This is a genomic window from Flavobacterium suncheonense GH29-5 = DSM 17707 (assembly GCF_000430025.1).
In the GTDB taxonomy this organism is placed as follows: domain Bacteria; phylum Bacteroidota; class Bacteroidia; order Flavobacteriales; family Flavobacteriaceae; genus Flavobacterium; species Flavobacterium suncheonense.
Genome location: NZ_AUCZ01000008.1, coordinates 64,407 through 90,380, shown reverse-complemented (window position 1 = coordinate 90,380; position 25,974 = coordinate 64,407). Strand labels below are relative to the sequence as shown.

Sequence of the window (25,974 nt, the reverse complement as noted above, 5' to 3'; positions counted from 1 at the left end):
TTCCTTCAAAACAAAACTTTTAAAGCAGTTGACAAAAAAAAGGCCGTCTTTTACAGACGGCCTTTTTAATAAATTTACTACCTCTTATTTAAAATCTTCAGCGGTTACACCTTCATTGATTTTTACCTCAGTAGTCATCAGTTTAAGGTCGATTCCGATGTTCATATCGATTTCGTGAGGAATTTTAATGCCTTTTACCTCTTTGTAGTTGCTGTAGTAAGTGGTTTGAGTCGCTTTCTGACCCATTTGCTCCATTTCTTTAGCTTCGGCAGTTTTTAAACCGGTTTTTACATCGTAGTAGTACGTTGTTTTTCCGTTTTTAACCACATAAACGTCTGTACCGTTCATGTTTTCGATGCTTTCCAGTTTTGCGTTAGGGTTGGAAGCCAACAGTAACTCTTCAAAAGGAACAGCGCCTTCTTTTTGTTCTTTAAATTCTTCTGCGGTGAAATCTTTTCGTTGTCCCTGCATAACGGCATAACCGGATTTGTCACCGATTACCTGTTTCATAACCGACATTCCCATAGCTTTCATTTCCACAGCCATTTTTTTGTCGGCCGTAACTTTGCTGGTTAATTCAACCGGAGTGCCCTGAATGGTTCCCGAAGAAATGGTAACTACAGATTTTACGGCTTTTACGGCTTTTTCACCACCGATGGCTTTGATGTAGTTGTCAAATACGGTTTTAGACGTTACACCGGCAGGAATCGGAATGCTTACTTTTGGTTTTTCTGTCGGATTACCGAATTTGTCGAAATACATAATCGGCAGTTTCTCCTTAGCGCTCATTTTCTCTAAGTTTGGTAACACCTCAGAGGCTTTTCCAACGATTACGATACGGGTGTTATCGGCTAAGAAATATTTGTTTGCCACTGCTTTAATGTCTTCCGGCGTTACCGCGTTGATGTTCTTGATGTAGTTTTCATAGAAATCAGCCGGTAATTTTTGGGTTTCCGTGTTTAAAGCGTAACGTGCAATGGTTCCCGGTTTCTGAATCTGCATCACGAAGTTTCCTACGTATTTGGCTTTCGCGTTTTTCAACTCTTCTGCTGATACTAACTCGGTTCTGATTTTTTTCAGTTCGTTCATGAATTCCACAACAGCACTGTCGGTAACCGCATTTCGAACGGAAGCTCCCGAACGGAATTTGTTCACGTATTTGTTCGCACCGATGGAAGAATAAGCACCGTATGTCCATCCGTGTTTTTCACGTAAGTTCATGAACAAACGGCCTTCCCCGCCGCCGCCAAGGATTTGGTTGGCTAAAATTGCCGCAAAATAATCTTTGTCGGACATTTTTAAATTCGTAGTGTTCACTAAAGCGATTTCAGATTGTACCGCGTTAGGCATGTCTACGAAATTAATTTGAGTGTACTGAACGTTTTTAGGATCGGTATACGTTAGAGCTGGAGCAGAAGCTTTTTTCCACATGCCGAACTCTTTTTCTACTATTTTCTGAACGTCTTTCGCTTTAACGTCTCCCACTACCACCAGGTAAGCATTGCTCGGAACGAAATAGGTGTTGTAGTTTAAGCTAACGTCGTTTAAAGTTACATTGTTGATGGTGGCTTCGCTCAAGTACTCTCCGCTTGGATGGTTTTTGCCGAATGCCAAAACGTTTTCCACGCGCCCCGCAACCGACTGAACGCTTTTCTCCTGTGCTTTTAAACCTTCCAGTAATTTTGCTTTTTCTTTGTCAAATTCCTCTTGGGTGAAAACAGGATTTAAAGCGCCGTCTGCCATCAGTTCTAAAATTCTTTCGGAATATTTAGACAATCCGCTGGCCGAAGCACCATCTGCACTGAAGTTGATGTTTGCGCCTAAAAAGTCAATTTCTTCGTTAAAAGCGTCTTTCGACATTTTTTTGGTACCGTTACCGATTAAGGCGCTGGTTAAATCGGCTACCCCTTTTTTATCACCTTCTGCATACGGAGCGTAGTCGATGGTAAGGTTGTAGGAAACTCTTGGTAATTTGTGATTTTCAACCACCAAAACTTTTAAACCGTTTTTAAGGGTGAACGTGGTGGGTTTGCCAACATTTACTGCCGGAGACGGACCTGGTTTTGGTTGTGTTCTGTCTTGTGCTTGCATCGTTATTGCTAAAAATAAACTTGCTGCTATATAAATGTACTTTTTCATGTTTCGTTGTTCGTTAAGCTTAGTTTTGTGCTTTGTCTTTCGCAGGAACATAATCTAAAACCAAACGCTGGTTCGGGTTTAGATATTTTTTAGCCGCTTCTCTGATTTCTTCACGGGTGATGGAACGGTAAATGTCAATCTCCGTGTTGATTAAGTTTACATCGCCATACAACAAATAGAACGAAGCCAGATTTTCAGCGATACCTTCTACGTTAGCATTGCTGTTTACGTATTGGTTTTCAAATTTGTTCTGTAATTTCTGGAAATCTTTCTCCGAAATTAAATCGTTCTGCAGTTTTATGATTTCTTCGTCTACTTCTTTCAATAAACCTTCCGTAGAGTTTTGTCCCATCGGCAAACCGTAAAGAATGTACATGCCGTAGTCTTCCTGGGAATAGTTAAACGCCCCGATCTGCAACGCCATTTTTTTGTCGTCTACCACTTTTTTGTACAGTTTAGAACTTTTTCCGTCGGATAAATACGAAGAAATCATGTCTAAAATACGGGCATCACGCGTTTTCATGGACGGCGTTCTGTACGTTGCCACCATCATCGGAATCTGGATGTTAGGATCCTGCCAGGTTGCTTTAATGGTTTCCGTGATTGGCGCTTCTTCAAATTTCTGACGGGTTACCGGAGTGCCTTTCGGAATCGCACTGAAGTAATCCTTAATCCAGGTTTTTGCCTGAGCCGGATCGAAATCACCTGCTACTACCAAAACCGCGTTGTTCGGAATGTAGAATTTTTTATTGAATGCCTGGAATTCCTCTAAAGTAGCGGCATCCAGGTGTTCCATTTCTCCGATGGTTGTCCAACGGTACGGGTGCACTTTGAACATATTTTGTTTTACGGCTTTAATCAGGTTTCCGTAAGGCTGATTGTCTACGCGTAAACGTTTTTCTTCTTTCACTACTTCATTTTGGGTGTCTACACCTACCTGGTTGATAACCGGGTGCATCAAACGCTCGGATTCCATCCATAACGCCAACTGTAAGTTATTGGAAGGGAATACTTCGTAGTAGTACGTTCTGTCGTCTGTAGTGTTGGCGTTGTTGTTTCCGCCGTTAGCGGTTACAATTTTAAACCATTCGCCTCGGGCGATATTTTTAGTGCCTTCGAACAATAAATGCTCGAAAAAGTGTGCGAAACCGGTACGGTTGGGTTGTTCGTCTTTTGCACCTACGTGGTACATTACAGAAGTGATTACTACCGGAGCCGATTTGTCCTGATGCAGGATCACATGCAAACCGTTGTCCAGATTGTATTCTTCAAATGCTACTTTTTGAGCCGAAGCCACGCTTCCCAGCATCATCGCCGAACTCAAAGCCATTAAAGATTTTTTCATAAGGATTAATAGTTGTTTTTTATTTCATGAATGAGTGTGCAATTTCGTGATTTTGTTACAAAAAGCCTATGTTTTTTTCTGACAAGCCTGATTTTTAGTTTTTTAGCAGGAATTTTTAGAAATCTTGTTGCGGAGTAAAGAAATAGTTGTATATTTGCGCACTTAAAAAATTAACTAAACATTATTGTTATGTACGCAATCGTAGAGATAGCAGGGCAACAATTCAAAGTAAGCAAAGACCAAAAGGTTTATGTTCACCGTTTAGCGTCTGAAGAAGGAGCGAAAGTTTCTTTCGACAAAGTTCTTTTGTTAGACGACAACGGAAACGTAACTTTAGGCGCCCCAGCTGTAGAAGGTGCTTCAGTAGAAGCCAAAGTGTTACAACACTTAAAAGGTGATAAAGTAATCGTTTTCAAAAAGAAGAGAAGAAAAGGTTACAAAAAGAAAAACGGTCACAGACAAGCTTTGACTCAAATCGTTATCGAGAACATCGTTGGTGGTGGAGCAAAGAAAAAAGCGACTAAAAAAGCGGAAGCTACAGAAGAATAATCAGTATTAACATTTAAAACCAATACGTCATGGCTCACAAGAAAGGTGTCGGTAGTTCCAAGAACGGTAGAGAATCAGAATCGAAACGCTTAGGTGTTAAGATTTACGGTGGTCAAGCTGCAATCGCTGGAAACATTATCGTAAGACAAAGAGGTTCTAAGCACAATGCCGGTGAAAACGTTTACATGGGTAAAGATCATACTTTACATGCAAAAGTTGACGGTGTGGTAAAATTCCAGAAAAAAGGTGATAACAAATCATTCGTTTCTGTAATTCCATTCGAAGCATAAGAAATACTCTTACATTATATAAAAACCCGTTCTGTTTGGAACGGGTTTTTTGTTTGTAAAAAATAGAACCTAATTGCCTTGTTTTGTTTGATGTCTTATTGCCAATGCATATAAAAAGTACTTATGCAGAGTAACATTATAAGTACAGAGATAACATAATTATTAAACCAAGTCAGCCAAATTGCAATAATAATTAGCGGAAATCCTTCTACATAATATTCACTCACTGAAGTTTTTACAACAACGGCAAAAATGAAATTGAACGTGATTAAAACTCTCGCAAACCACTTGGTAATGTTTGAATTGTTTAAAGTTTTATAGAGGTTTTGCATAAAAATCTAGGGGTAATAGACTCAACAAATCTAAACAAAAAACCCTCACATCACTGCAAGGGTTTCTCTTTATTCTAATTTCTGAATTCTAACTTCTAAATTCAGATTAATATCTGTAATATTCCGGTTTAAAAGGGCCTTTTACTTCCACACCGATATAGGCCGCCTGTTCTTCGCTAAGCGTTTCCAGTTCCACGCCTAATTTGGCCAAGTGTAATGCCGCTACTTTCTCATCCAAATGTTTCGGTAACATGTACACTTCGTTTTTGTAGTTCGCGGAATTGTTCCACAACTCGATTTGAGCCAAAGTCTGGTTGGTGAACGAGTTAGACATTACAAACGACGGGTGACCGGTAGCACAGCCTAAGTTCACCAAACGGCCTTCTGCCAGGATGATGATATCTTTTCCGTTCACGTTGTATTTGTCTACCTGAGGTTTGATTTCGATTTTGGAAGCCCCGTGGTTTTTGTTCAGCCAGGCCATGTCGATTTCGTTGTCGAAGTGACCGATGTTACACACGATGGTTTTGTCTTTCATCGCCTCGAAATGTCTTCCCACCACGATATCTTTGTTTCCGGTAGTGGTGATTACGATGTCCGCATTTCCGATTACAGTGTCTAATTTTTTCACTTCGTAACCGTCCATTGCAGCTTGTAAGGCACAAATTGGATCAATTTCAGTAACGGTTACGATAGAACCTGCGCCACGGAACGAAGCTGCCGTTCCTTTACCCACATCTCCGTATCCGCAAACTACCACTCGTTTTCCTGCTAACATTACATCAGTCGCACGACGAATAGCATCTACAGCCGATTCTTTACAACCGTACTTGTTATCGAATTTCGATTTGGTAACCGAGTCGTTTACGTTGATAGCCGGCATGAACAAGGTACCGTTTTTCATTCTTTCGTACAAACGGTGAACACCCGTTGTGGTTTCTTCCGATAAACCTTTGATGCCAGGAATCAATTCCGGGTAGCGGTCGAATACCATATTGGTTAAATCTCCTCCATCGTCCAAAATCATGTTCAACGGTTTTCTGTCTTCTCCGAAGAATAACGTCTGCTCGATACACCAGTCAAATTCTTCTTCTGTAAGGCCTTTCCAGGCATATACTTGAATTCCTGCCGCAGCAATCGCAGCCGCAGCCTGATCCTGAGTAGAGAAAATGTTACAAGACGACCAGGTTACTTCCGCACCCAAAGCGATTAACGTTTCGATTAAAACTGCTGTTTGGATGGTCATGTGTAAACAGCCTGCAATACGCGCTCCTTTTAAAGGCTGGCTGGCTCCATATTCGGCACGAAGCGCCATTAATCCCGGCATTTCTGCTTCCGCTAATTCGATTTCTTTTCTTCCCCAAGCCGCAAGATTGATGTCTTTCACTTTGTAGGCTACAAATGGAATGGTTGTTGTACTCATCTATTTAGTATATTTGTTTTTAATATGTGTCCGATGAAATTCGGATTGCAAAATTACGCATTTCCTTTAATTTTCCTATAGCATTTTGCACATTTTGTGATTTGTTTGGGAGTCTAATCTTTTGATAAACAATAAAATATCGGATGCCTTTTTATAAAGCAATAAATATCGGAAGTTGTGCCACGGTTTTTCTCTGGAAAATAGAGGAAGACTTTACCGAATTGTTTCGCGCCGTACGGCTGAAAGACGTTTCCTTAGCGCGTCTGGAAGGGATGAAGTCCGAAAGCCATCAGAAAGGTTTTTTGTGTGTGCGGATGTTGTTACAGCATTGCGGGTATTCCGATTTCGATTTGTATTACGACGAATTCGGGAAGCCGCATTTAAAGGACGGGAAGCACATTTCAATCTCGCATTCTGCAGATTTTTCCGCCATTGTGCTGAGCGATAAAAACATCGGCATGGACATCGAGCAGGTCAAAGAAAAAGTCCTGCGGATTGCCCCGCGTTTTATGGACGTATCACATCTGGTTAATCTTTCAGAAGCCGATCAGACGCGGAAAGCTACCGTGGTCTGGGGTATCAAGGAAGCGATTTTTAAACTGAAAAACGAAGCCGGCATCAGTTTTCCCGATCATATTTTTGAAGACGAATTTTCCCTGGCCGATAAAAAAGGCAAAGCCCGGCTGCATTTCAACAATACGGTCGAGGATTACGAAATCTGTTTTGAATCCATTGAAAATTACATGCTGGTCTGCGCGCTGAAAGCCGATTGATTCCGGGTTCGGTTTTCGTAAATGCTGATGAGGAGAAATGTGCCCATTTTCCGCGCCCGGCGTTTTAAAAGTTCGACATTTTCGCCTTCGAACAATTCTTCCAGCGTTTCAAACCACAAATTCAGCCACAGGCCAAAAATATCCGGGTTTACCGTGTGATGGAATTTTTCATCCACTTCCACATGGGCTGCTATCGGATTGCCGGAATATTTCCGGACGGCAAACAAGTTGTTTTCCCAGAAATCCGTCAGTTTTTCCAGATGGGCGTCCCAGTCGGTTATGGTTTCGTTAAAAAAATGACCCATCTCGGCGTTGGTGCGTATTTTGGCATAGAAGGTATGCACCAGCAAAGAAAGGTCATCTCGGTTTTCAATATTTTTTTTCATCGCTACAACACAAAGTTGTTCAGAATAATCGCTGCGATGCTGATGGCAACACTGACAATGATTAAGTTAAACACCAATTTCGGTTTTTGTTGGGATAAAATGGCACCATTCACAAAACTGCAGGCAATAACCACCACAGCCAACTGGATCATCTGAAAAAATGAAGTTCCGTTTTGTAAAATATACATGGCTGCCGCGCCACCCAAACAACTTTGTCCGATAATTGCTAAGGTTGCGAATCCCAAATACCCTTTCTGAAAGTCCTGTAATGATTTTTGATATAGTGTCATGATTTCTAATGTTTTATGATACAAAGTTACGTCTGGAAAAAGCATTGGTTTTATGACAAAAATCATGTTACAGAAAAAAATATTTGCGTAAATACGATTGTTTTTCAGAAGATTATCGTACAAAATTGCGGGTATTATTTTACGGATTTTAAAAAAGGGCTACTTTTACCAAATCAAACCGAATTCCGACCCATGATTTATCACGATATCCTATCAGCCAAAAAAAGCGGACGCAAACTCTTAGCGGTATTGCTCGATCCGGATAAGATTGCCATGGATTCCATAGCGTTGCTGACGGAAAAAATCAACGCTTCTCCGGCAACCCATATTTTTGTGGGCGGAAGTATCGTGGAAGCGGATATTATAGACGAGTTAATCATCGCGCTGAAGCAAAAAACCACCTTACCGGTCTTGCTTTTTCCGGGCAATCCTTCTCAGATTTCAAAAGAAGCCGACGGAATTTTGTTTCTCACGCTGTTATCCGGTCGAAATCCGGACTATTTGATTGAACATCAGGTGAATGCGGTGCCGGTGCTGAAAAAAACGTCATTGGAAGTAATTTCCACCGGTTATATTCTCATTGAAAGCGGCACCCAAACCGCCGTAGAACGCGTTAGCAAAACGGAGCCTTTAGCCCGAAACAATGCTGAATATGTATTGCAAACCGCACAGGCCGGAGAATATATCGGCAATAAACTCATTTATCTGGAAGCGGGAAGTGGTGCGCAATGGGCCGTTCCTTTGGAAATGATTGCCAAAGTTTCCGCGAATACGGAGGTTCCGGTAATCGTGGGCGGCGGTATCCGATCTAAAAAAGCGATAGAAGAAGCATATGCAGCCGGTGCCGATTTAGTGGTCATCGGAACGGCTTTTGAAAACGACCACAATTTTTTCAATTCCTAAAATCCCATCATGATTGATTTTTTTATAGAGGCGTATAAAAATGCGACCGCAACACAAATTATCCTGGAATTTATCGCCTTTGTGTTGGGGATTGCGAGTGTGTTATTTGCCAAAAAAGAGAACATTCTCGTTTATCCGACGGGTTTAATCGCTACGGTAATTACGACTTATCTGCTTTGGGTGGCGGGGTATTGGGGCGACATGATGATCAACCTCTATTTTTCCGTGATGAGTATTTACGGCTGGTGGAACTGGAGCAGAAAAGGTGGCGGGAAAGCTGTCTTACCCATCACCCGAACCAATTTTAAAGAAAAAATAATAGGGATTGCATTGTTTTTTTTGACAATTGTTGTAGTTTACGCCATCTATACCATGGTGGGACAGGACATCAGAAAAGAGAACTATATCGATATTGCGGCTTCCGGTATTTTCTTTACAGGCATGTGGTACATGGCTCATAAAAAAATCGAAAACTGGACGCTTTGGATTATCGGGGACTTTATTGTTACCCCAATTTACGCCTATCGCGGTTTGGGAATGCTGTCGTTACAGTATTTAATTTTTACCGTATTGGCCATAATGGCATATTTGGAATGGAGAAAACATTTAGTGAACAGGATTTAGTTTATATAGCAAAGCGCGGCAATTCGTTGGAAAAAATCCTCCAACAGCTGCATTATTTCAGGAACGGCATTTCCAAAATGGATTTGGAACGCTCGGCTACCCATAACGATGGGATTTGGGTGTTCTCAGAGGCTGAAGTAAAAACTTTTTCCGCTTATTTTGACAAACATAAAAGCAAGTACGAGATTGAAAAGTTTGTACCGGCTTCGGGTGCGGCTACGCGGATGTTTCAGTTTTTGAGTGAATTCCTAGACCGTTTTAATCCGGAAACCGATACGGTTACGAGCTATGTTAACCGGCACAACGATTCGAATATCAGTGTTTTTGTTGTCGGTATCCGCAATTTTCCGTTTTATGCCGAGTTAAAGGAAAGAACCCGACAACTGTATCCGGATTACAATCAGTTTAATTCCGATAAAAAAATACATGCCATTATTTCCACGTTGCTTACCAAAGACGGGTTGAATTTCGCCAATAAACCCAAAGGAGTTCTGCCTTTTCATAAAAAAGGAGAAGCGGTTTTAACTCCCATCGACGAACACGTGTCGGAAGCTGCTTTTTATGCGAGCGAAAAAGGCGAGGCCAAGATCCATTTTACGATATCACCGGAATTCCAAAGGGATTTTGAAACGATTTTAGCAAAATATCCGCAGATTAAAGCCACTTTTTCGTATCAGGATGCCACCAGCGACACGATTGCGGTAGATCACGATAACATTCCTTTCCGGTTGGAAAACGGGGAATTGTTTTTCAGACCGGGCGGACACGGAGCCTTAATCGATAATCTAAACCAATTGACTTCCGATATCATTTTCATCAAAAATATTGACAATGTAGCCCAAAACGACAAACAAAAACTTGCCGCCTACAAAAAGTTGCTTGGGGGAATCTTACTGCAGGTGCAGTATCAGGTTTTTGCGTATTTGCAGGTGTTGCATGATGACAACGAAGCGAGTCAGGAACAGATAGACGAAATTAAAAAGTATGCCGAAACCAAGCTTAATTTTTTGCTTCCGGAGGAATTTGAGATGTTCAAAAAAAGCTTTCAGGTAGAGTACCTGATAAAATTGCTCAACCGGCCAATCCGGGTTTGCGGCATGGTAAAAAACGAAGGCGAACCCGGCGGCGGACCATTCTGGGTAAAAGACAAAAAAGGACGGTTAACCCTTCAGATTGTCGAGTCCTCGCAAATTGACCTTCAAAACGAAAATCAAAAAACGATATTAAATAATGCCACCCATTTCAATCCAGTAGATCTTGTGTGCGGGGTGAAAGATTTCAGAGGCAATAAATTCGATTTAACCAAATTCGTCGATCCGGATGCGGCGTTCATCACGGAAAAAACCAAATCAGGCAAGCCTATTAAAGCATTTGAATTGCCGGGTTTATGGAATGGTGCCATGGCCAAATGGACCACGGTATTTGTAGAAGTGCCTCTGGCTACCTTTAATCCGGTGAAAACGGTGAACGATTTGCTAAAGCCGGCGCATCAGCCCAATGATTTGGAACGCTAAATGAATAAGGAAGTTTTACATAACGAACTGCGTTTTAAAGCCATCCGAAGCGGAGGGGCCGGAGGACAACACGTAAATAAAGTGTCTTCTAAAGTAGTACTCTCCTTCGATTTGAATGCTTCTCAGGCTTTTTCTGCAGAAGAAAAAGAAAGGCTTTACAGTGTACTGGCTTCAAAACTCTCCAAAGAAGGGTTTTTGTTGTTAAGTTGTGACGAAAGCCGAAGCCAGTTTAAAAACAAAGCTTTGGTAATCGCCCGTTTTCTTCAGCTTATTGAAACCGCGCTGCAGGTACCGAAATCAAGAAAAGCGACCAAAATTCCCAAAGCAGTTATTGAGAAGCGGCTGAAAGCGAAACGCAGCCAATCCGCCCTTAAAGAAACCCGTCAGAAACCCAAACTGTAAATAATTGGCTTTTTGTTTGGTGAATTGCAATCAAGAATAGTACTTTTGTCCTGTCTCAAAGGGGTGCTCCAAATAACGAGCTGAGATCATACCCAACGAACCTGGAACAGGTAATGCTGTTTAGGGAGAGATGACACTTTAACAGAGTGCACGCTGTTATGGTCATTGCGTTTCATTATTTTTTTTTAATCAAGAATAATTGCCCCTTTTATTCGTAACTTTTTTACGAATGAAAACTTTATTCAAAACCGTAGCTGTAATGACCTGTTTACAAGCATCGGTTGCCGTTTTTTCACAGGAGAAGACAACACAGGATACGGTAAAAGTGAACCGTATTGATGAAGTGTTGGTTTCGGCGGTTCGCGCCAAAGAGAAAAGTCCCATCACCTTTACCAATGTTTCCAAGGAAGAAATCGCGCCCAGAAATTTAGGGCAGGACATTCCGGTTTTACTGAATTATCTGCCTTCGGTGGTTACCACAACAGATGCCGGAGCCGGAATCGGGTACACATACATGCGCGTGCGTGGGGCAGACGGTTCCCGGATCAATGTAACCTTAAACGGTGTTCCGTTTAACGACAGTGAAAGTCAGGGAACTTTTTTTGTTAACCTGCCGGATTTTGCGTCCTCTCTGGAAAGTGCCCAGCTGCAAAGAGGAGTCGGAACGTCAACCAACGGAGCCGGTGCTTTTGGCGCCAGTCTGAACCTGCAAACCAAATCTTTTCAGGAAAAAGCCTATGCCGAAATCGCGAATGCCGTAGGGAGTTTTAATTCCCGAAAACATACGCTGGCTTTTGGAACAGGGCTGCACGATAACTTCGAAATCAATGCCCGCCTTTCCAACATCCATTCGGACGGATATATCGACAGGGCTTCCAGCGATTTGTTTGGTTATTTTTTTAATGCCAATTACATTTCGGAAAAAACGACGATTAAAGCCATCGTCTTTGGCGGAAAAGAAAAAACCTATCAGGCCTGGTACGGAATTGAAGACTTAGACAAGCTGAAGAACGACCGCACCTTCAACGCAGCCGGAATGTACTTCGATGCTAACGGGGAAATGCACTTTTACGACAACGAAACCGACAACTACACCCAAAACCATTTTCAGTTGCACTGGAATCAGAAAATTGCCTCGCATTGGCAAACCAACACGGCGTTGCATTACACCATCGGAAAAGGCTATTTTGAACAATACAAAGAAGACCAATCTTTTGCCGATTATTATTTAAGTGACTTTGAAGGCAATACCACTACCGATTTGGTCCGCAAACGCTGGCTGGATAATGATTTTTTCGGGGCGACCTTTAACATGAATTATCATAAAGACAAGACCGATGTGATTTTCGGAGGTGCCGCCAACCGTTATTTGGGAAAACATTTCGGGGAAGTGGTCTGGACGCAATATTACCTTCCGGAGAATAACCGCTATTACAACAATATCGGAAACAAGGACGATGTAAATTTCTTTGCAAAGGCCTCGCAGGGAGTAGGGAAGTTCAGTTTCTTTGCGGATTTGCAGTACCGTATGGTTTTTTATCAGGCCAACAGTGTAAAGTTTGACGAGGTGAACGATACGTTCCGGTTTTTCAATCCGAAAGCCGGGATGACTTATCAGCTGAATCCTAAGCATTCCTTTTACATTTATGCCGGTATTGCCAACAAAGAACCGCGTCGGGACGACTATGAAAACGGCAGCAGCAAACCGGAACGCTTGTATGACGGGGAATTAGGTTGGAAATACGCATCTGAAAAACTTAATGTGTCAGCCAATTCCTTTTATATGCTGTATAAAAATCAGTTAGTGATGACCGGCGCGTTAAACGATGTGGGTTCTCCGATATTTACCAACAGCGGCGACAGTTACCGTTTCGGTTTGGAAGCCGAAGCCACTGTAAAAATTACGGATAAAGTACTGGTACGTCCCAATGTGACTGTCAGTCAGAACAAAAACGTGGATTTTTATTTTCAGCGGGACGGCGTGTTGCAGAACTTAGGTAATACGAACATCGCCTTTTCTCCAAATGTCGTTGCAGCCAATGCCCTGGTGTTTGTGCCGGTTAAAAACCTGAACCTTGCGTTACTCAGCAAATATGTTGGCAAGCAGTATATGGGGAATATTGATTCGGAAAAATCGGTTTTAAAAGCCTATACCGTTTCCGATTTCAATGTGAACTACGAATGGAGTATCAATAAAGGAATAAAATCAATCGTTTTTTCCGGTTTGGTAAACAATATCCTTAACGAGGAATACGAATCCAACGGGTATTTTTACACCTACGACGATGACTGGTCTAATCCGGGAAGTGTGACCACATTGGAAGGCGCCGGGTATTTTCCGCAGGCAGGAATAAATTTCCTGATTGGCGCTACCCTTAGATTTTAGAATGTTTAGTTAATATAAATGCCAAAAATCCCTGTTCGGAACTTCCGGCAGGGATTTTTAATTGAATATGGTAAGGCTGTTGCCGTTTACTTCCACATTGTAACGGCGCATTGGATAAGGCATACCTTGTGAAGTGCCGTAAAACAAACTGTATTGCTTATCGTCGCAAGGGCAAACCGCCATGGCCCCGTTAATCTGCATGGTGGAACAACTGCTCAAAGCCTGATTAGGACAGGCAGCGTCAAAAGCAGTAAAGCCACTGCCGGTGTTGAACACGATAATGCCGCGAATACCGGCATCTGCACCCGAAATAAAAACAGAATTCCCAGCAAACTGCAAATTACTGTAGGACGGCCATCCTAGATTGATGGTTTTGTTTACGGAATAACTCGGCAGGTAAGGATTGTTATCGTTGACCATGCCATCGTCTTTGTTACAGGCTGAAAGCATCCCGAAAAGCGTAACCATTAAAAATTTTTTCATGGTAATATTTTTGTAAAAGAAATTGACAAACAAAATTAAATTATTTAACTTTGACGAATGCATCCGTGCATCTGAAAAGCGAATTTAATAAAAAACAATAGTATTTTGTAAAGAATCCCGTTTCGATGGGATTCTTTCTATTTATAGAAAAACGGTAAAATTATGAGTACAGTATCGTATTACACTGCGGAAGGGTTAAAAAAACTGAAGGAAGAGTTAGAATACTTAAAAAATGTAGAACGACCAAAAGCGTCTGAAGCGATTGCGGAAGCCAGAGATAAAGGCGATTTATCCGAAAATGCCGAATACGATGCCGCCAAAGAAGCCCAGGGTTTGCTGGAAATGAAAATCTCCAAAATGGAAGATTTGGTAGCCAATGCCCGTCTGATAGACGAATCGCAATTGGATGTTTCCAAAGTATTGGTGCTTTCTACGGTTAAAATTAAAAACCAGGCCAATGGGATGGAGTTGAAATACACCCTGGTAGCCGAAAGCGAAGCCGATTTAAAATCCGGTAAAATTTCGGTAACCTCGCCTATTGGTAAAGGGCTGTTGGGTAAAAGTGTTGGCGAAATAGCCGAAATCAATGTGCCTAACGGGGTTTTGAAATTCGAAATCCTTGAGATTTCACGCGACTAATTCAAAAAGAAACTTAAAACGATAACGGTTATGGCTTCTATCTTCACAAGAATCATCAACGGTGAAATTCCGTGTTATAAAGTAGCGGAAGACGAGAATTTTATTGCGTTTCTGGACGTGAATCCGAATGCCAAAGGACATACATTGTGTGTGCCGAAGCAGGAAATCAATAAGATTTTCGATATGGAGGAAGACCATTATTTGGCTTTGATGAAATTTTCCCGAACCGTAGCCAAAGCATTGGAAAAAACGGTGGCCTGCAAACGCATTGGAGTAGCAGTTGTCGGATTGGAAGTACCGCACGTACACGTGCATTTAATTCCGTTGCAGGATATGGACGATATGCGTTTCGAACGAAAAACAAGTCTTACTCAGGAAGAATTTGAAAATCTGGCGCAGGCAATAGCCGGAAATTTATAAAAGACAACCATTTTTACGGTTTCACCGCAGATTCGCAGATTATCAGAACAGAAATCCCGAATCTGCGTTTTTATTTCAGGCACAACGGAATACTAAACCGTTTGCTTTTTAAACGTAACCTGCATCGTAGTCCCTTTTCCTATTTCAGAATGCGCCACTTTAATACGGCCGTCGTGGTATTCTTCCACAATTCGTTTGGTTAGCGAAAGCCCTAAGCCCCAACCGCGTTTTTTGGTGGTAAAGCCGGGTTCAAACACACTTTGGAATTGGTTTTTGGGAATGCCGCTGCCCGTATCGCTCACCTTGATTTTTACAAAACGGTCGGTTTCTTCGATGTGTACGGCCAGTTTTCCTTTTCCTTTCATGGCGTCAATGGCGTTTTTTACCAGATTTTCGATGGTCCAGCTGTGCAGTACCGGATTCAGTTTGATGTAAATCGGATGCTGCGGAGCCGAAAAACTGAATTCCACCTGTTTTGAAGTTCTCGATTTCAGATACTCAAACGACTGTTCGGTTTCCTGAACTAAATCGCGGTTTTCCAATACTGGTTCAGAACCGATTTTGGAAAAACGATCGGTAATCGTCTGCAGGCGGTTGATGTCTTTTTCGATTTCCGCCACGGTACTTTCCTCCACATTTTCCGATTTCAGGATTTCCAGCCAACCGATTAAAGAAGACAACGGCGTGCCGATTTGGTGTGCGGTTTCCTTAGCCATCCCGGCCCAAAGACGATTCTGTGTCGCCATTTTGCTCGCGCGGTAAAAATTAAAAATCATCCCGCTGAAAAACAAAGCAATCAGAACAAGAGCAATCGGATAATACTTCAGTTTGGTAATCAGTGAGGAGTTGCCGTAGTAGTACAAATGCTTTTTTCCGCCGATATCCATTGCAATAGGTTGATTTTCGGATTTCAGTTTGTTGAGGAACATCAGGGTTTTGTGTTTGTCCAGGGTGATTTCTTCATCCACGTTGGTCATCCCTAAAATGCTGTCGTTTTCGGTGGTCTGGATAATGGGAATGGTGGTGTTGGTGCTTAAAATCTGGAGCGGTAATTCCACATCGGTGTTTTCATCGGCATTGTTCAGGGTTTTGGATGCGGCGGCCCAAAGTTCCATTTTCAGGCGCTCCTCGTTTTTGAATGTCTGGAAAAACGTATAGGTATTCCAAAGGATCAGTACCAGTAAGTTGAATGCGGCAAGTATAATAATCCAGCGGATGAGATTACGTCTGTCGGAAGAAAAATTCATAGTTGATTCTGAGTAGCTGAGTTCCTAAGTAGCTAAGTTACTAAGTTTCTCGGGATACCCAAAGTTTATTTTTAGCCCAGATAGCAGCGGCATCCTTTTATGGGTGGCTGAGGTCCTCGAAGTCACCCGTAAAAGATATAGCGGATAGCTGGAAAATGCTCCCAAAAATTGCAAAGGTTCACTCCAAAAAAGTATCTTTGTCAAAATTTAATGCCACATGATCAGTGTTAATCCGAAAGAGGTAACTCCGGTAAAATTACAAGCGTATCTGCAAGGCGCGATTGGCCCGCGACCGATAGCCTTTGCCAGTACGTTAGACGAAAACGGCAACCCGAATTTATCGCCGTTCAGTTTTTTCAACGTGTTCAGCTCCAATCCGCCGATTCTGGTTTTTTCGCCGGCACGAAGAGTTCGTGACAATACGGTTAAGCATACGTTAATCAATGCGGAAAAAACTAAAGAAGTAGTCATCAATGTGGTGAATTACGACATCGTGCAACAGGCCTCGTTATCCAGTACCGAATATGCCGATGGGGTAAACGAATTTATCAAAGCCGGACTGACCATGTTGCCTTCGGATATCGTAAAACCGTTCCGTGTAGCCGAAAGCCCGGTACAGTTCGAATGCAAAGTGAACGAAATCATCGCGTTGGGAACCGAAGGCGGTGCGGGAAATTTAATCATCTGCGAAGTGGTAAAACTCCACATCAGCGAGGAAATTTTAGACGCCAACGGTACCATCGACCAGCACAAAATCGATTTGGTGGCGCGTATGGGAGGCAATTGGTATTCCAGAGCGAATCAAGGATTATTCGAGGTGGAAAAACCACTCACGACTTTAGGAATCGGGGTAGACGCCATTCCGGATTTTGTAAAAGAAAGCCCTATTTTCGACGGAAACGACTTAGGCAAATTAGGAAATGTGGAGGCCTTACCAACCGACGAAGAAATTGCTATATTTGTAAAAGAAGATTTCGCCATTAAAGCCGTTTTAAGCGCCGACGACATCGAAAAACAATTCATAAAAGCCAAAGAACATTTAGACAACAACGAAGTGGCCACCGCCTGGAAGGTCCTTCTAGCAAAACAGTAAACAGTATGGAAGTTACAGGAAAAATTAAAGTGATCAACGCAGCGCAACAAGTAAGTGCTTCGTTTAAAAAGAGAGAATTGGTAGTAACTACGGAAGAGCAATATCCGCAGATGATTATGATTGAATTTCATCAGGATAAAACCGATTTGTTAAATAACTACCAAGTTGGAGAAGCTGTAAAAGTTTCCATTAATTTACGTGGAAGAGAGTGGGTAAGTCCACAGGGCGAAACCAAATATTTTAATACGATTGTAGGCTGGAGAATCGAGAAAATGCAGGCAGAAGCTCCTGCAGCACCACAAATGCCGCCTATGCCAGCGAGTCAGGCGTTTGAACCGGCTACGAACTTCAACGAAGAAGAGCACGACGATTTACCGTTCTAAATTTAGAATTTAGAAGTCAGAATTTAGAAGTCAGGAATTTAGAGTAATTTGAATTTCTGGCTTTTTTTGTTGGAGCGAAGGGCTTGGGTGTTTTTGGAAACCCTGTTCCCGCTGTCCGCACTACAAGGTAGTTGCTCCCATCGGGGCTATTGGAGCGGCTTTTCGCATTTTTGTAAACTTTTTATTGAAAGATTGAAAGATTGAAAGATTGAAAGATTGAAAGATTGAAAGATTGAAAGATTGAAAGATTTGCTTAGATGACTTATCGGGTTTAAACTTTCTAAACGACTCCTATGTTTCTTTACTTCGTGAAAATTAATGTAACTCGTGGCCAAAAAAATCCATTTATTAAATGAGGAACTCTGGTTTCCACCCGTTTCCGAGACGCATCCCTCGGGGATTCTGGCCGTGGGCGGCGATTTGTCTACGGAGCGTTTGCTCTTGGCCTACCATTCCGGCATTTTTCCCTGGTTTGAAGACGGTGAACCCATCACCTGGTGGGCACCCGACTGGCGCATGGTTTTATTTTTAGACGATTTGAAAGTGTCCAAAAGCATGCGGAACATCCTCAACCGCGGAATTTTTAAAGTTACCTTCAATCAGGCTTTTAAAGCGGTGATTGCCAATTGCCAATCCGTAAAACGCGAAGGCCAACACGGCACCTGGATTACCGACGACATGATAGCGGCTTATGTCAAACTGCACGAGCTCGGTCACGCCAAATCCGTTGAGGTCTGGCAAAACGGCGAACTGGTAGGCGGTTTGTACGGCGTCGATTTAGGCTCTATTTTCTGCGGGGAAAGCATGTTTTCCAAAGTGTCCAACGCGAGTAAAGTCGCTTTTATCCATCTTGTTGAATGCCTCAAAAAAAACAACTATCTTCTTTTGGATTGTCAGGTGTACAACGAACATCTGGAAAGTTTAGGCTGCGTGGAAATCGAACGCGACGCCTTTATGACAATCTTAAACCATCGGGAGGAGTAAGTATGGGCGTTATTCAGTTTTTTAGCTTTTTGTATGTTTTGCCGTGTACTTTCGTTTCAGCCTTCTTCGGGTGAAATTGTAATAAAAGATAAGGTTGTCCATGGTTAAGGCGATGGAAATCAGCAGAGCAGCCACCAACAAGGTTTTAAGCCCAATCCGATAAAACAGCATCGTGCCGGAAATACAGCCGGTAAAAAAGAAAACGATAATCGAAAGTTTCAGAAAAATGTTCTTTCTCAGTTTTCCGGCATCCGGATGGTTGCGGTAGAACAGGAATTGCGAGGTTTCAATGCCTAAATCAGTAAAAAGTCCGGTAAGGTGCGTGGTGCGAACGGTCGACTGAGAAATTTTGGTTACCAAAGCATTCTGTATTCCCATGGCAAACAAAAGAAAATAAGCGATATGGTTGTTGTTGATGTCTTCCGTAAAATTCCAGTAGCTCCATAATCCCACGGCAATAAGCAACGAGATTTCCAGTAGCATGGGCGTGGTGTGAATGTATTTCTTTTTCCTGAAAGCGGCAGTTTCAATGCAAAAATTGGAAACAAAAGCCCCTAAAAAGAAAAAGAAAATATAAAGCAGATACGGTACGGCTTTGGCAAATTGTCCCGTAATCATTTCTTCCGAAAAATAAGCAAAATGGCCCGTTACATTGGTGGTTAAGGTGCTGATGGCCAAAACGCCCACACTGTTTACAATTCCGGCTACCAAGGACAGGTTGGAAGCTAAACGCAGGTTATGTCTAAAGGTTCGGTTTTTGCCTTGATGTCTAAACATGGTTTCGGGAAGATTTCAGGACTTTTTCCTTGTATAAAAGTACTAAAAAAATCACTTGGGATGGCTTTCCTTCCGAAAAAGTGGCAGGCAAAATGCGTTCAGGGTAAAGCCTGTGCTGTTGTAAAACCTGTCGGCCAGCATTCCGTTATTTCCTCGTCCAGCAGTCTGCCACATGATCGTTTACCATGCCGGTTGCCTGCATGTGCGCGTACACCACGGTGGAACCTACGAACTTGAATCCGCGCTTTTTTAAATCTTTGCTGAGCTTATCGGAGATTTCGGAAGTGGCGGGAATGTCTTTTAAGGTTTGGCAGCAGTTGTCAATCGGTTTGCCGCCTACAAATCCCCAAATGTAATCGGAGAAAGTGCCGAATTCCTGCTGCACTTGCATGAAAGCGTTAGCATTCGTCACGGCGGCTTTAATCTTTAATCCGTTGCGGATGATGCCGGCATCTTGTTTTAAAAGTTCGATTTTTTCTTCGGAATAGTTGGCTACTTTTTGATAGTCGAAACTGTCAAAAGCTTTGCGGAAGTTTTCGCGCTTGGCCAAAACGGTATACCAGCTTAAGCCGGCCTGAAAGGTTTCCAACGTCAGGAATTCAAAGATTTTCTGGTCGTCGTATACGGGAATGCCCCATTCGGTATCGTGGTAATTGCGGTACAAATCGTCTTTTTCGCACCAGGCGCAGCGTATTTTAGTGTCCATGGGTTTCAGGTGTTGGTTCATTTAGATAGCGTTCAATCAGATAGTGGCCAAGGTAGATGAGCGGCGTTAGCACCACGGCTAAAATCAATTTGAACGTATAGCCGGTGAACGACATGTTCACGTATTGGCTCGTAGTAATCTTTCCGGTCAGCCAAAATGCGATTCCGGAAACTATGAAACTGTCGATTAACTGGGAAATGATGGTAGAGCCCGTGCTTCGGAGCCAAATCATCTTTTTGCCCGTTTTGTTCCGTAAAAACCAGAAGATGCTAACGTCGATTAGTTGGGAAACCAAAAAGGCAACGATACTCGCTACCATGATGAACAAGCCTTGACCAAAAACGGCGTAAAACTGCTCGTCGTTGACCGTTTCTCCCGTTTCAAAGGCCGGTATTTTGGTGCCCACAAACAAAATCAGGATGCAATAGGCGATGAGTCCGGCGGTAATGAAGGAAAGTTTTTTTACGCCGTCGCGCCCGAAATGTTCGTTGATAATGTCTGTTGTGATGAATACGATTGGCCAGGGTAAAATCCCGATGCTCATGATGAACGGGCCAATCTCGATGAGTTTGCCGCCGGTTAATTCCGCTACTATGGCATTGGTGATGAAAATCCCGGCTAAAACAATGTAAACGATGTCTTTCTTCGTTTGAAACATAAAAGTGGTTTAAAATCAAATGTACGGCATTTCGGAGAATAAAAAAACCCCAATCTTCCGACCGGGGTTTTGTATAAGAGGGTTGGATTGGATTATCCTAAAGCAACACGTTTGAAACCTGTAACCGTTAAACCGGCATCTACTGATTTTACATACGAAGCAACGTTCATAGAACCGTCTTTGATGTAATCCTGGTTCACCAAAGTGTTGTCTTTGTAGAAACGTTGGATTTTACCTTTAGCGATGTTGTCTAACATAGCTTCCGGTTTTCCTTCTGCACGCAATTGCTCTTTTGCAATTTCCACTTCTTTCTCGATGATAGAAGCGTCAACACCTGCCTCGTCTAAAGCGATTGGGTTCATGGCTGCTGCCTGCATTGCTACGTTTTTAGCTGCTTCTTCAGCACCGGCAACGTTAGCCGATAATGCAACCAAAGTTGCGATTTTTCCAGAGTGAACATAAGAACCAACGAAAGCGCCTTCTAAACGCTCGAAAGAACCGATTTCGATTTTCTCACCGATAACACCTGTTTGCTCGATTAATTTCTCAGCAACAGTCATTCCGTTGAAATCAGAGGCTAAGAAAGAATCTTTGTCTGTATAGTTTAAGGCTTGGTTAGCTAAATCTGTAGCTAATTTTACGAAACCTTCATTTTTACCTACGAAGTCAGTCTCACAGTTTAAGGTGATTACCACACCTGCAGTTTTATCAGCGTTTACAGCAGCGATAGCAGCACCTTCCGTAGATTCTCTGTCGGAACGGTTAGCGGCTACTTTTTGTCCTTTTTTACGTAAGATTTCGATAGCTTTGTCGAAATCACCGTCAGCTTCTACTAAAGCTTTTTTACAGTCCATCATTCCGGCACCTGTAACTTGTCTTAATTTATTTACGTCTGCAGCAGTAATTGTTGCCATAATGTTTTTAATTTAAAGATTAAAAGATTGAAAGATTTTGGGATTAAAAGCAATTACCAATTAAGTATCAGTAATTTTTTAATCTTTAAATCCTTCAATCTTTAAATGATTTTTATTATTCTTCAGTTGAAGTAGTAGCTTCTGCTTTTGCTTCTGCTGCTTCTCCAGCCGGTTGCTCGTCTTTGTCAGATTTTCTGTCAGAAAGTCCTTCAATGATAGCGCCCGATACTAAAGATAAAACTTTTTCGATCGATTTAGAAGCATCGTCGTTTGCCGGGATCACGAAATCAACCTGACGTGGATCAGAGTTGGTATCAACCATAGCGAAAACTGGAATGTTTAACTTTTGTGCTTCTTTAACAGCGATGTGTTCTGCTTTGATATCTACAACGAATAACGCAGCCGGAAGGCGGGTCATGTCTGCAATTGAACCTAAGTTTTTCTCTAACTTAGCACGTAGACGATCAATTTGTAATTTTTCTTTTTTAGATAAAGTATCGAAAGTACCGTCTTTCTTCATTTTATCGATAGAAGCCATTTTTTTAACAGCTTTACGGATCGTAACGAAGTTAGTCAGCATACCACCTGGCCATCTTTCAGTGATGTATGGCATGTTTGCTGCTGCAGCTTTTTCTGCAACGATATCTTTTGCTTGTTTTTTGGTAGCTACGAAAAGTACTTTTCTACCGGATGCAGCGATTTTTTTCAAAGCTTCGTTAGCTTCTTCGATTTTAGCTGCAGTTTTATACAGATTGATAATGTGAATACCATTACGCTCCATATAGATGTAAGGAGCCATGTTTGGATCCCATTTTCTAGTCATGTGTCCGAAGTGAACACCTGCTTCTAGTAATTCTTTAACTTCTACTTTGTTTGCCATTTTGTAATAGTTTACGTTCTGTTGAATTAGCAATGATTAAGTAGCGATTTCTCAGGTCTTAACCATTTAGATGCTAAACTAATTCCCACCTCAATGGGAGAGCAACAAAAACTTAGTGTTTTTAAATAATAATAAATATTAACGTTTAGAGAACTGGAATCTCTTACGAGCTTTCTTCTGACCGAATTTCTTACGCTCCACCATACGAGGGTCACGTGTTAAAAGTCCTTCTGGTTTTAAGATGCTTCTGTTTTCCGCTTCTACTTCACACATTGCTCTTGCGATAGCCATACGAACAGCCTCAGCCTGTCCTGTAGTACCACCACCGTATACATTAACTTTTACGTCGAAGTTACCTGCGTTCTCAGTCATGGAAAGAGGTTGCATAACTTTGTACTGTAATGTAGCAGTTGGGAAGTACGTTGCGAAATCTTTTTTGTTTACGGTAATGTTTCCTGTACCTTCAGTAACATAAACACGTGCTACTGCACATTTTCTTCTACCGATTTTGTGAATAACTCCCATTACTTAAGATCGTTTAAGTTTACAGTTTTTGGCTGTTGAGCAGCGTGTTTGTGCTCAGAACCAACATTTACACTCAAATTACGGAATAACTCGGCTCCTAATTTGTTTTTAGGAAGCATTCCTTTTACAGCTTTTTCTACCAATAATGCAGGGTTTTTCTGTTGCATTACTTTAGCAGTCAAGCTTCTTTGTCCACCTGGGTAGCCTGTGTGACGGATATATGTTTTATCCTCCAACTTGTTACCGGTTAGGTTGATTTTCTCTGCGTTAATAACGATTACGTTATCTCCACAGTCCACATGCGGGGTATAACTTGGCTTGTATTTACCTCTTAATAGCATGGCTACTTTTGAAGCAAAACGTCCTAAGTTATGACCTTCAGCGTCTACAACAATCCACTGTTTGTCTGCAGTAGCTTTGTTCGCTGATACTGTCTTGTAGCTTAAATTGTCCACGTTTTTTTATTTAAATTAAACATTCCATTCCCAATTAAGGGAGTGCAAAAGTACAATTATTTCTTTACAATGCAAACTCTTGAAATAATATTTTGTATACTGATTTTCAGTCAAGTGGTTGATTGCCTGATGAAAAACTACTCTTTGACGAACTTAAATTCCATTCCGCCCTGTTTTAACAGTAGGGTTTTTTCGCCGAAAATCATGTTCAGGCCGGCCGAATCGAAGGTAAATTCCGTATCGCTGATGGCGTTTAGCGGAAAGGCACTTTGTCCGGTGGCCTGCGCTATCAGTTCACCTTTTTCGATTTTTACGGTAATTTTCAGCGGAAGGTCTTTTGATGCGTAAACCCCGACATAATTTTTCAGTATGTTTTCATCCACCTTTAAAGAAGTCAGATTCGGGAACGGAAACGGCATTTTGTAATAAATGCTCAGAATACCGATCATGATATCGTTGCGGTTGAAATTGTCGCCGTTTACAATTAAGCTAATCCCTAATTTTTCTGTCGGATAATACCCAACTACAGATTTGTAGCCTTCAATCCCGCCAGTGTGTCCGTAAAATTTGCGCTCGCCAAAAGGAAACGTCACTAATCCGATGCCGTAACTCTGGTTTAACTTCGTCATTTCTTCCAGAGAAGACGATTGTTTCAGTAGTTTTCCGTTGAACAAACCGCGCATAAAAGCCGTCAGATCATTGGCGTTTGAGGTAATTCCTCCGGCTGCAAAAGGAAGCGACATGTCCCATTCCGGGAAAAGATTCCACTTCGAACCATCATATATATAGGAGTAGGATTCGTTGCGGTTAACGTCTACTTTGTCCACCATATACGTGTTCTTTAATTTCAGACGGTTGGTAATTCTGTTCTTCAGATTGGTGGCGTAACTTACCTTGGTCAGGTCTTCAATGATGCAGCCCAACAGGTAATAATTGGAATTGCTGTATTCCGCTTTGGAATTCGGCTCGAAAACGGACGGATAGGCAGCGATTTTGGCAATCATCTCCTTTTTGCTCACCTTGGCCATCATGTTAACGGTAGAATCGGCATTGACATAATCCAGGATTCCCGAACGGTGGCGCAATAAATCGTTTATGGTAATTTTGTCGGCATTTGGAATCTGCGGATAAAATTTTGAAAGTTTGTCTTCTAATTTCAGACGTTTTTCTTCCACTAACTGCACAATCATCACCGCTGTAAAGGTTTTGGTTACCGATCCGATTTTATATTTGGTGTAGCCGTCCGGTTTTGACTGACTTTGCGGCAATCCGTACGCTTTGGAGAAGACCACATTGTCGCCTTCGCGGATGCTCAACTGCCCCATGAATTTGTTGTTGCTGTTCAGGTAGGTAAGCAAGCTGTCAATTTTGCGGAAGCGGGTTTTTTCCTGAGCGGTGCTACCGATGCAGGACAATACAAGTAAACAGAGTACAATCTTTTTAATCATATCAATTCTTGTTTTTTAGTTTCTGAAATTCAAGATAAGAATACACTACAGGGATGAGGGTAATAACGACGGTAATGGCAATAAAAGTATACAATTGTATTTTTTCGCTTACCAGAAAAGTGAGCGTAATCAACAAGCCGCCGATAAACCATAACAGTCCGCCAAATTTATGGGTTTTTTTCCAGACTTCTTCGTTTTCAAGGGTCCAGGGTGTTCGGAATCCTATGAAATAATTTGGTTTCATGGTTTTCATGTAATTGCCCAAAAAAGCGAAAAGCAGGCCTAAAATCGGGAAGAGCATTCTGGGATCGCCATTAACGGTTTTGATGCTGTATAAAATGTAAAGACACAGTATGCTCATGAAACCGGTCAGGATAAGCCGGAAATGGTTGAGTTTGTTCCCCATGTTTTCTAATTTTCCTTTGGGATCTATTTTAGGGATGATCAGAAAAAGCAGATAGACAATACCGGTCATCAAAACCGGAAGCAGAATCGTTTCGGATTTATCGCCCCAACGGTCAATTTCTCCCGAAGCATTCCAGTGCATGGGTACTTTTTGCGGCAGCGAAGGCCAGATGTAGGCCAGATACGCGAAAGGAATCAGGCTGATGGCTAAATACGGCAATTCTTTTTTGAACTTTTCCATATATTATTTTTTAAGGTTAATAATCCATTTCAGGATATCATCTACTATAGTCGTGTTTAACGAGTATAGGATGAATTGGCCCTTTTTCTCCGAAGTCACCAGATCGGCACGCTTTAAAATGTCGAGGTGATGAGAAATGCTCGGCTTTGAAATTTGAAACGCTTCGGCAATTTCACCGGCGGTCATATCTCTTTGGCGCAATAATTCCAGGATTTCGCGGCGGGTTTCGTCGTTTAAAGCTTTGAAAATCGCATTCATTGTTTAAATATTTAGACAAATATCTAAATATTATTTTAAATTTCCAAAAAAGGATATAAAAATTAAACCCGACAAGTTTTAAATTGTCGGGTTTATTAATTG

At 41.9% G+C, this 25,974-nt stretch carries 30 protein-coding genes; 13 read left to right on the top strand and 17 right to left on the bottom strand.

Going from position 1 to position 25,974, the window contains the following annotated elements:
* Positions 1 to 84: 84 nt before the first annotated feature.
* Positions 85 to 2,139, bottom strand: coding sequence for a M16 family metallopeptidase (locus G498_RS0105690; RefSeq protein WP_026980287.1), 2,055 nt, complete (start codon positions 2,137 to 2,139; stop codon positions 85 to 87).
* 19 nt (positions 2,140 to 2,158) lie between these two features.
* Positions 2,159 to 3,484 (bottom strand): M16 family metallopeptidase, encoded by a 1,326-nt coding sequence (locus G498_RS0105685; protein ID WP_026980286.1) that lies wholly within the window; start codon positions 3,482 to 3,484, stop codon positions 2,159 to 2,161.
* 189 nt (positions 3,485 to 3,673) lie between these two features.
* Between G498_RS0105685 and rplU the strand changes: the two genes are divergently transcribed.
* Complete coding sequence (gene rplU / locus G498_RS0105680; protein ID WP_026980285.1) at positions 3,674 to 4,033, top strand: 50S ribosomal protein L21; 360 nt, start codon at positions 3,674 to 3,676, stop codon at positions 4,031 to 4,033.
* A gap of 29 nt (positions 4,034 to 4,062) precedes the next feature.
* Positions 4,063 to 4,323 carry a 50S ribosomal protein L27 gene (gene rpmA / locus G498_RS0105675; protein WP_026980284.1) on the top strand — a complete coding sequence of 87 codons (261 nt, stop codon included), beginning with the start codon at positions 4,063 to 4,065 and terminating at the stop codon, positions 4,321 to 4,323.
* 438 nt (positions 4,324 to 4,761) lie between these two features.
* Here rpmA and ahcY read toward each other — a convergent pair whose 3' ends face one another.
* Positions 4,762 to 6,078, bottom strand: coding sequence for an adenosylhomocysteinase (ahcY, locus tag G498_RS0105665; protein WP_026980282.1), 1,317 nt, complete (start codon positions 6,076 to 6,078; stop codon positions 4,762 to 4,764).
* A gap of 143 nt (positions 6,079 to 6,221) precedes the next feature.
* On the opposite strand from ahcY, the gene G498_RS0105660 reads away from it, so the two are divergent.
* On the top strand, positions 6,222 to 6,851 hold the full coding sequence (locus tag G498_RS0105660) for a 4'-phosphopantetheinyl transferase family protein (protein ID WP_026980281.1): 630 nt from the start codon (positions 6,222 to 6,224) through the stop codon (positions 6,849 to 6,851).
* On the opposite strand, the gene G498_RS0105655 is transcribed toward G498_RS0105660, so the two are convergent.
* Together G498_RS0105655 and G498_RS0105650 are read right to left on the bottom strand one after the other, a co-directional pair.
* Entirely contained in the window at positions 6,818 to 7,237 is a 420-nt protein-coding gene (locus G498_RS0105655) for a group III truncated hemoglobin (RefSeq protein WP_026980280.1), read from the bottom strand. The two genes, G498_RS0105660 and G498_RS0105655, sit on opposite strands and share 34 nt — an antisense overlap.
* A 2-nt stretch (positions 7,238 to 7,239) precedes the next feature.
* Positions 7,240 to 7,527, bottom strand: a complete 288-nt coding sequence (locus G498_RS0105650) for a hypothetical protein (protein WP_026980279.1) — start codon at positions 7,525 to 7,527, stop codon at positions 7,240 to 7,242.
* Between the two features lie 192 nt (positions 7,528 to 7,719).
* Here G498_RS0105650 and G498_RS0105645 point away from each other — a divergent pair, with 192 nt between their 5' ends.
* The 5 genes from G498_RS0105645 (at position 7,720) to G498_RS0105625 (ending at position 13,356) form a co-directional block, all read left to right on the top strand.
* A complete protein-coding gene (locus G498_RS0105645) occupies positions 7,720 to 8,430 on the top strand; it encodes a phosphoglycerol geranylgeranyltransferase (protein WP_026980278.1) in 711 nt (236 codons plus the stop codon).
* Between the two features lie 9 nt (positions 8,431 to 8,439).
* Positions 8,440 to 9,054, top strand: coding sequence for a nicotinamide riboside transporter PnuC (gene pnuC, locus G498_RS0105640; protein ID WP_026980277.1), 615 nt, complete (start codon positions 8,440 to 8,442; stop codon positions 9,052 to 9,054).
* Complete coding sequence (locus tag G498_RS0105635) at positions 9,024 to 10,568, top strand: DUF4301 family protein (RefSeq protein ID WP_026980276.1); 1,545 nt, start codon at positions 9,024 to 9,026, stop codon at positions 10,566 to 10,568. Before pnuC ends, G498_RS0105635 begins: the two co-directional genes overlap by 31 nt.
* Positions 10,569 to 10,970 carry an alternative ribosome rescue aminoacyl-tRNA hydrolase ArfB gene (arfB, locus tag G498_RS0105630; RefSeq protein ID WP_026980275.1) on the top strand — a complete coding sequence of 134 codons (402 nt, stop codon included), beginning with the start codon at positions 10,569 to 10,571 and terminating at the stop codon, positions 10,968 to 10,970.
* Between the two features lie 229 nt (positions 10,971 to 11,199).
* Entirely contained in the window at positions 11,200 to 13,356 is a 2,157-nt protein-coding gene (locus G498_RS0105625) for a TonB-dependent receptor (protein ID WP_026980274.1), read from the top strand.
* A gap of 57 nt (positions 13,357 to 13,413) precedes the next feature.
* Here the strand turns inward: G498_RS0105625 and G498_RS0105620 are convergent, their stop codons facing one another.
* A complete protein-coding gene (locus G498_RS0105620; RefSeq protein ID WP_026980273.1) occupies positions 13,414 to 13,839 on the bottom strand; it encodes a Rieske (2Fe-2S) protein in 426 nt (141 codons plus the stop codon).
* Between the two features lie 162 nt (positions 13,840 to 14,001).
* On the opposite strand from G498_RS0105620, the gene greA reads away from it, so the two are divergent.
* Positions 14,002 to 14,478 carry a transcription elongation factor GreA gene (greA, locus tag G498_RS0105615; protein WP_026980272.1) on the top strand — a complete coding sequence of 159 codons (477 nt, stop codon included), beginning with the start codon at positions 14,002 to 14,004 and terminating at the stop codon, positions 14,476 to 14,478.
* A 30-nt stretch (positions 14,479 to 14,508) separates the two neighbouring features.
* Positions 14,509 to 14,898, top strand: a complete 390-nt coding sequence (locus G498_RS0105610; protein ID WP_026980271.1) for an HIT family protein — start codon at positions 14,509 to 14,511, stop codon at positions 14,896 to 14,898.
* Positions 14,899 to 14,990: 92 nt separating this feature from the next.
* Here the strand turns inward: G498_RS0105610 and G498_RS0105605 are convergent, their stop codons facing one another.
* Positions 14,991 to 16,145 (bottom strand): sensor histidine kinase, encoded by a 1,155-nt coding sequence (locus G498_RS0105605; protein WP_026980270.1) that lies wholly within the window; start codon positions 16,143 to 16,145, stop codon positions 14,991 to 14,993.
* 217 nt (positions 16,146 to 16,362) lie between these two features.
* Between G498_RS0105605 and G498_RS0105600 the strand changes: the two genes are divergently transcribed.
* From G498_RS0105600 to aat, 3 genes are all read left to right on the top strand, one after another.
* Positions 16,363 to 17,238: a flavin reductase family protein gene (locus G498_RS0105600; protein WP_026980269.1), complete on the top strand. Its 876-nt coding sequence runs from the start codon at positions 16,363 to 16,365 to the stop codon at positions 17,236 to 17,238.
* A 5-nt stretch (positions 17,239 to 17,243) separates the two neighbouring features.
* The gene (locus tag G498_RS0105595) at positions 17,244 to 17,621 is read left to right on the top strand and encodes a DUF3127 domain-containing protein (RefSeq protein ID WP_026980268.1); all 378 of its coding nucleotides are present in this window, start codon (positions 17,244 to 17,246) and stop codon (positions 17,619 to 17,621) included.
* 339 nt (positions 17,622 to 17,960) lie between these two features.
* A complete protein-coding gene (aat, locus tag G498_RS0105590; RefSeq protein ID WP_026980267.1) occupies positions 17,961 to 18,605 on the top strand; it encodes a leucyl/phenylalanyl-tRNA--protein transferase in 645 nt (214 codons plus the stop codon).
* Between the two features lie 21 nt (positions 18,606 to 18,626).
* Here the strand turns inward: aat and G498_RS0105585 are convergent, their stop codons facing one another.
* The 10 genes from G498_RS0105585 to G498_RS0105540 form a co-directional block, all read right to left on the bottom strand.
* Positions 18,627 to 19,382, bottom strand: coding sequence for a YoaK family protein (locus G498_RS0105585; protein ID WP_026980266.1), 756 nt, complete (start codon positions 19,380 to 19,382; stop codon positions 18,627 to 18,629).
* Positions 19,383 to 19,527: 145 nt separating this feature from the next.
* Entirely contained in the window at positions 19,528 to 20,088 is a 561-nt protein-coding gene (locus G498_RS0105580; RefSeq protein ID WP_026980265.1) for a DNA-3-methyladenine glycosylase I, read from the bottom strand.
* Positions 20,078 to 20,746, bottom strand: a complete 669-nt coding sequence (locus tag G498_RS0105575; RefSeq protein ID WP_026980264.1) for a queuosine precursor transporter — start codon at positions 20,744 to 20,746, stop codon at positions 20,078 to 20,080. The genes G498_RS0105580 and G498_RS0105575 overlap by 11 nt, the downstream gene beginning before the upstream one ends.
* Before the next feature lie 92 nt (positions 20,747 to 20,838).
* Positions 20,839 to 21,660 (bottom strand): translation elongation factor Ts, encoded by an 822-nt coding sequence (gene tsf, locus G498_RS0105570; RefSeq protein WP_026980263.1) that lies wholly within the window; start codon positions 21,658 to 21,660, stop codon positions 20,839 to 20,841.
* A gap of 115 nt (positions 21,661 to 21,775) precedes the next feature.
* A complete protein-coding gene (rpsB, locus tag G498_RS0105565) occupies positions 21,776 to 22,540 on the bottom strand; it encodes a 30S ribosomal protein S2 (protein WP_026980262.1) in 765 nt (254 codons plus the stop codon).
* A 138-nt stretch (positions 22,541 to 22,678) separates the two neighbouring features.
* On the bottom strand, positions 22,679 to 23,065 hold the full coding sequence (gene rpsI, locus G498_RS0105560) for a 30S ribosomal protein S9 (RefSeq protein WP_026980261.1): 387 nt from the start codon (positions 23,063 to 23,065) through the stop codon (positions 22,679 to 22,681).
* Entirely contained in the window at positions 23,065 to 23,520 is a 456-nt protein-coding gene (gene rplM, locus G498_RS0105555) for a 50S ribosomal protein L13 (RefSeq protein WP_026980260.1), read from the bottom strand. The genes rpsI and rplM overlap by 1 nt, the downstream gene beginning before the upstream one ends.
* A gap of 137 nt (positions 23,521 to 23,657) precedes the next feature.
* Positions 23,658 to 24,968: a serine hydrolase domain-containing protein gene (locus tag G498_RS0105550; RefSeq protein ID WP_026980259.1), complete on the bottom strand. Its 1,311-nt coding sequence runs from the start codon at positions 24,966 to 24,968 to the stop codon at positions 23,658 to 23,660.
* A 1-nt stretch (position 24,969) separates the two neighbouring features.
* Complete coding sequence (locus G498_RS0105545) at positions 24,970 to 25,614, bottom strand: SdpI family protein (RefSeq protein WP_026980258.1); 645 nt, start codon at positions 25,612 to 25,614, stop codon at positions 24,970 to 24,972.
* A 3-nt stretch (positions 25,615 to 25,617) separates the two neighbouring features.
* Positions 25,618 to 25,872, bottom strand: a complete 255-nt coding sequence (locus tag G498_RS0105540; RefSeq protein WP_026980257.1) for an autorepressor SdpR family transcription factor — start codon at positions 25,870 to 25,872, stop codon at positions 25,618 to 25,620.
* Positions 25,873 to 25,974 lie beyond the last annotated feature (102 nt).

Coding starts and splice junctions, on each gene's coding strand:
- G498_RS0105690 (WP_026980287.1), bottom strand. CDS start 2,139: ATGAAAAAGTACATTTATATAGCAGCAAGTTTATTTTTAGCAATAACG.
- G498_RS0105685 (WP_026980286.1), bottom strand. CDS start 3,484: ATGAAAAAATCTTTAATGGCTTTGAGTTCGGCGATGATGCTGGGAAGC.
- rplU (WP_026980285.1), top strand. CDS start 3,674: ATGTACGCAATCGTAGAGATAGCAGGGCAACAATTCAAAGTAAGCAAA.
- rpmA (WP_026980284.1), top strand. CDS start 4,063: ATGGCTCACAAGAAAGGTGTCGGTAGTTCCAAGAACGGTAGAGAATCA.
- ahcY (WP_026980282.1), bottom strand. CDS start 6,078: ATGAGTACAACAACCATTCCATTTGTAGCCTACAAAGTGAAAGACATC.
- G498_RS0105660 (WP_026980281.1), top strand. CDS start 6,222: ATGCCTTTTTATAAAGCAATAAATATCGGAAGTTGTGCCACGGTTTTT.
- G498_RS0105655 (WP_026980280.1), bottom strand. CDS start 7,237: ATGAAAAAAAATATTGAAAACCGAGATGACCTTTCTTTGCTGGTGCAT.
- G498_RS0105650 (WP_026980279.1), bottom strand. CDS start 7,527: ATGACACTATATCAAAAATCATTACAGGACTTTCAGAAAGGGTATTTG.
- G498_RS0105645 (WP_026980278.1), top strand. CDS start 7,720: ATGATTTATCACGATATCCTATCAGCCAAAAAAAGCGGACGCAAACTC.
- pnuC (WP_026980277.1), top strand. CDS start 8,440: ATGATTGATTTTTTTATAGAGGCGTATAAAAATGCGACCGCAACACAA.
- G498_RS0105635 (WP_026980276.1), top strand. CDS start 9,024: ATGGAGAAAACATTTAGTGAACAGGATTTAGTTTATATAGCAAAGCGC.
- arfB (WP_026980275.1), top strand. CDS start 10,569: ATGAATAAGGAAGTTTTACATAACGAACTGCGTTTTAAAGCCATCCGA.
- G498_RS0105625 (WP_026980274.1), top strand. CDS start 11,200: ATGAAAACTTTATTCAAAACCGTAGCTGTAATGACCTGTTTACAAGCA.
- G498_RS0105620 (WP_026980273.1), bottom strand. CDS start 13,839: ATGAAAAAATTTTTAATGGTTACGCTTTTCGGGATGCTTTCAGCCTGT.
- greA (WP_026980272.1), top strand. CDS start 14,002: ATGAGTACAGTATCGTATTACACTGCGGAAGGGTTAAAAAAACTGAAG.
- G498_RS0105610 (WP_026980271.1), top strand. CDS start 14,509: ATGGCTTCTATCTTCACAAGAATCATCAACGGTGAAATTCCGTGTTAT.
- G498_RS0105605 (WP_026980270.1), bottom strand. CDS start 16,145: ATGAATTTTTCTTCCGACAGACGTAATCTCATCCGCTGGATTATTATA.
- G498_RS0105600 (WP_026980269.1), top strand. CDS start 16,363: ATGATCAGTGTTAATCCGAAAGAGGTAACTCCGGTAAAATTACAAGCG.
- G498_RS0105595 (WP_026980268.1), top strand. CDS start 17,244: ATGGAAGTTACAGGAAAAATTAAAGTGATCAACGCAGCGCAACAAGTA.
- G498_RS0105585 (WP_026980266.1), bottom strand. CDS start 19,382: ATGTTTAGACATCAAGGCAAAAACCGAACCTTTAGACATAACCTGCGT.
- G498_RS0105580 (WP_026980265.1), bottom strand. CDS start 20,088: ATGGACACTAAAATACGCTGCGCCTGGTGCGAAAAAGACGATTTGTAC.
- G498_RS0105575 (WP_026980264.1), bottom strand. CDS start 20,746: ATGTTTCAAACGAAGAAAGACATCGTTTACATTGTTTTAGCCGGGATT.
- tsf (WP_026980263.1), bottom strand. CDS start 21,660: ATGGCAACAATTACTGCTGCAGACGTAAATAAATTAAGACAAGTTACA.
- rpsB (WP_026980262.1), bottom strand. CDS start 22,540: ATGGCAAACAAAGTAGAAGTTAAAGAATTACTAGAAGCAGGTGTTCAC.
- rpsI (WP_026980261.1), bottom strand. CDS start 23,065: ATGGGAGTTATTCACAAAATCGGTAGAAGAAAATGTGCAGTAGCACGT.
- G498_RS0105550 (WP_026980259.1), bottom strand. CDS start 24,968: ATGATTAAAAAGATTGTACTCTGTTTACTTGTATTGTCCTGCATCGGT.
- G498_RS0105545 (WP_026980258.1), bottom strand. CDS start 25,614: ATGGAAAAGTTCAAAAAAGAATTGCCGTATTTAGCCATCAGCCTGATT.
- G498_RS0105540 (WP_026980257.1), bottom strand. CDS start 25,872: ATGAATGCGATTTTCAAAGCTTTAAACGACGAAACCCGCCGCGAAATC.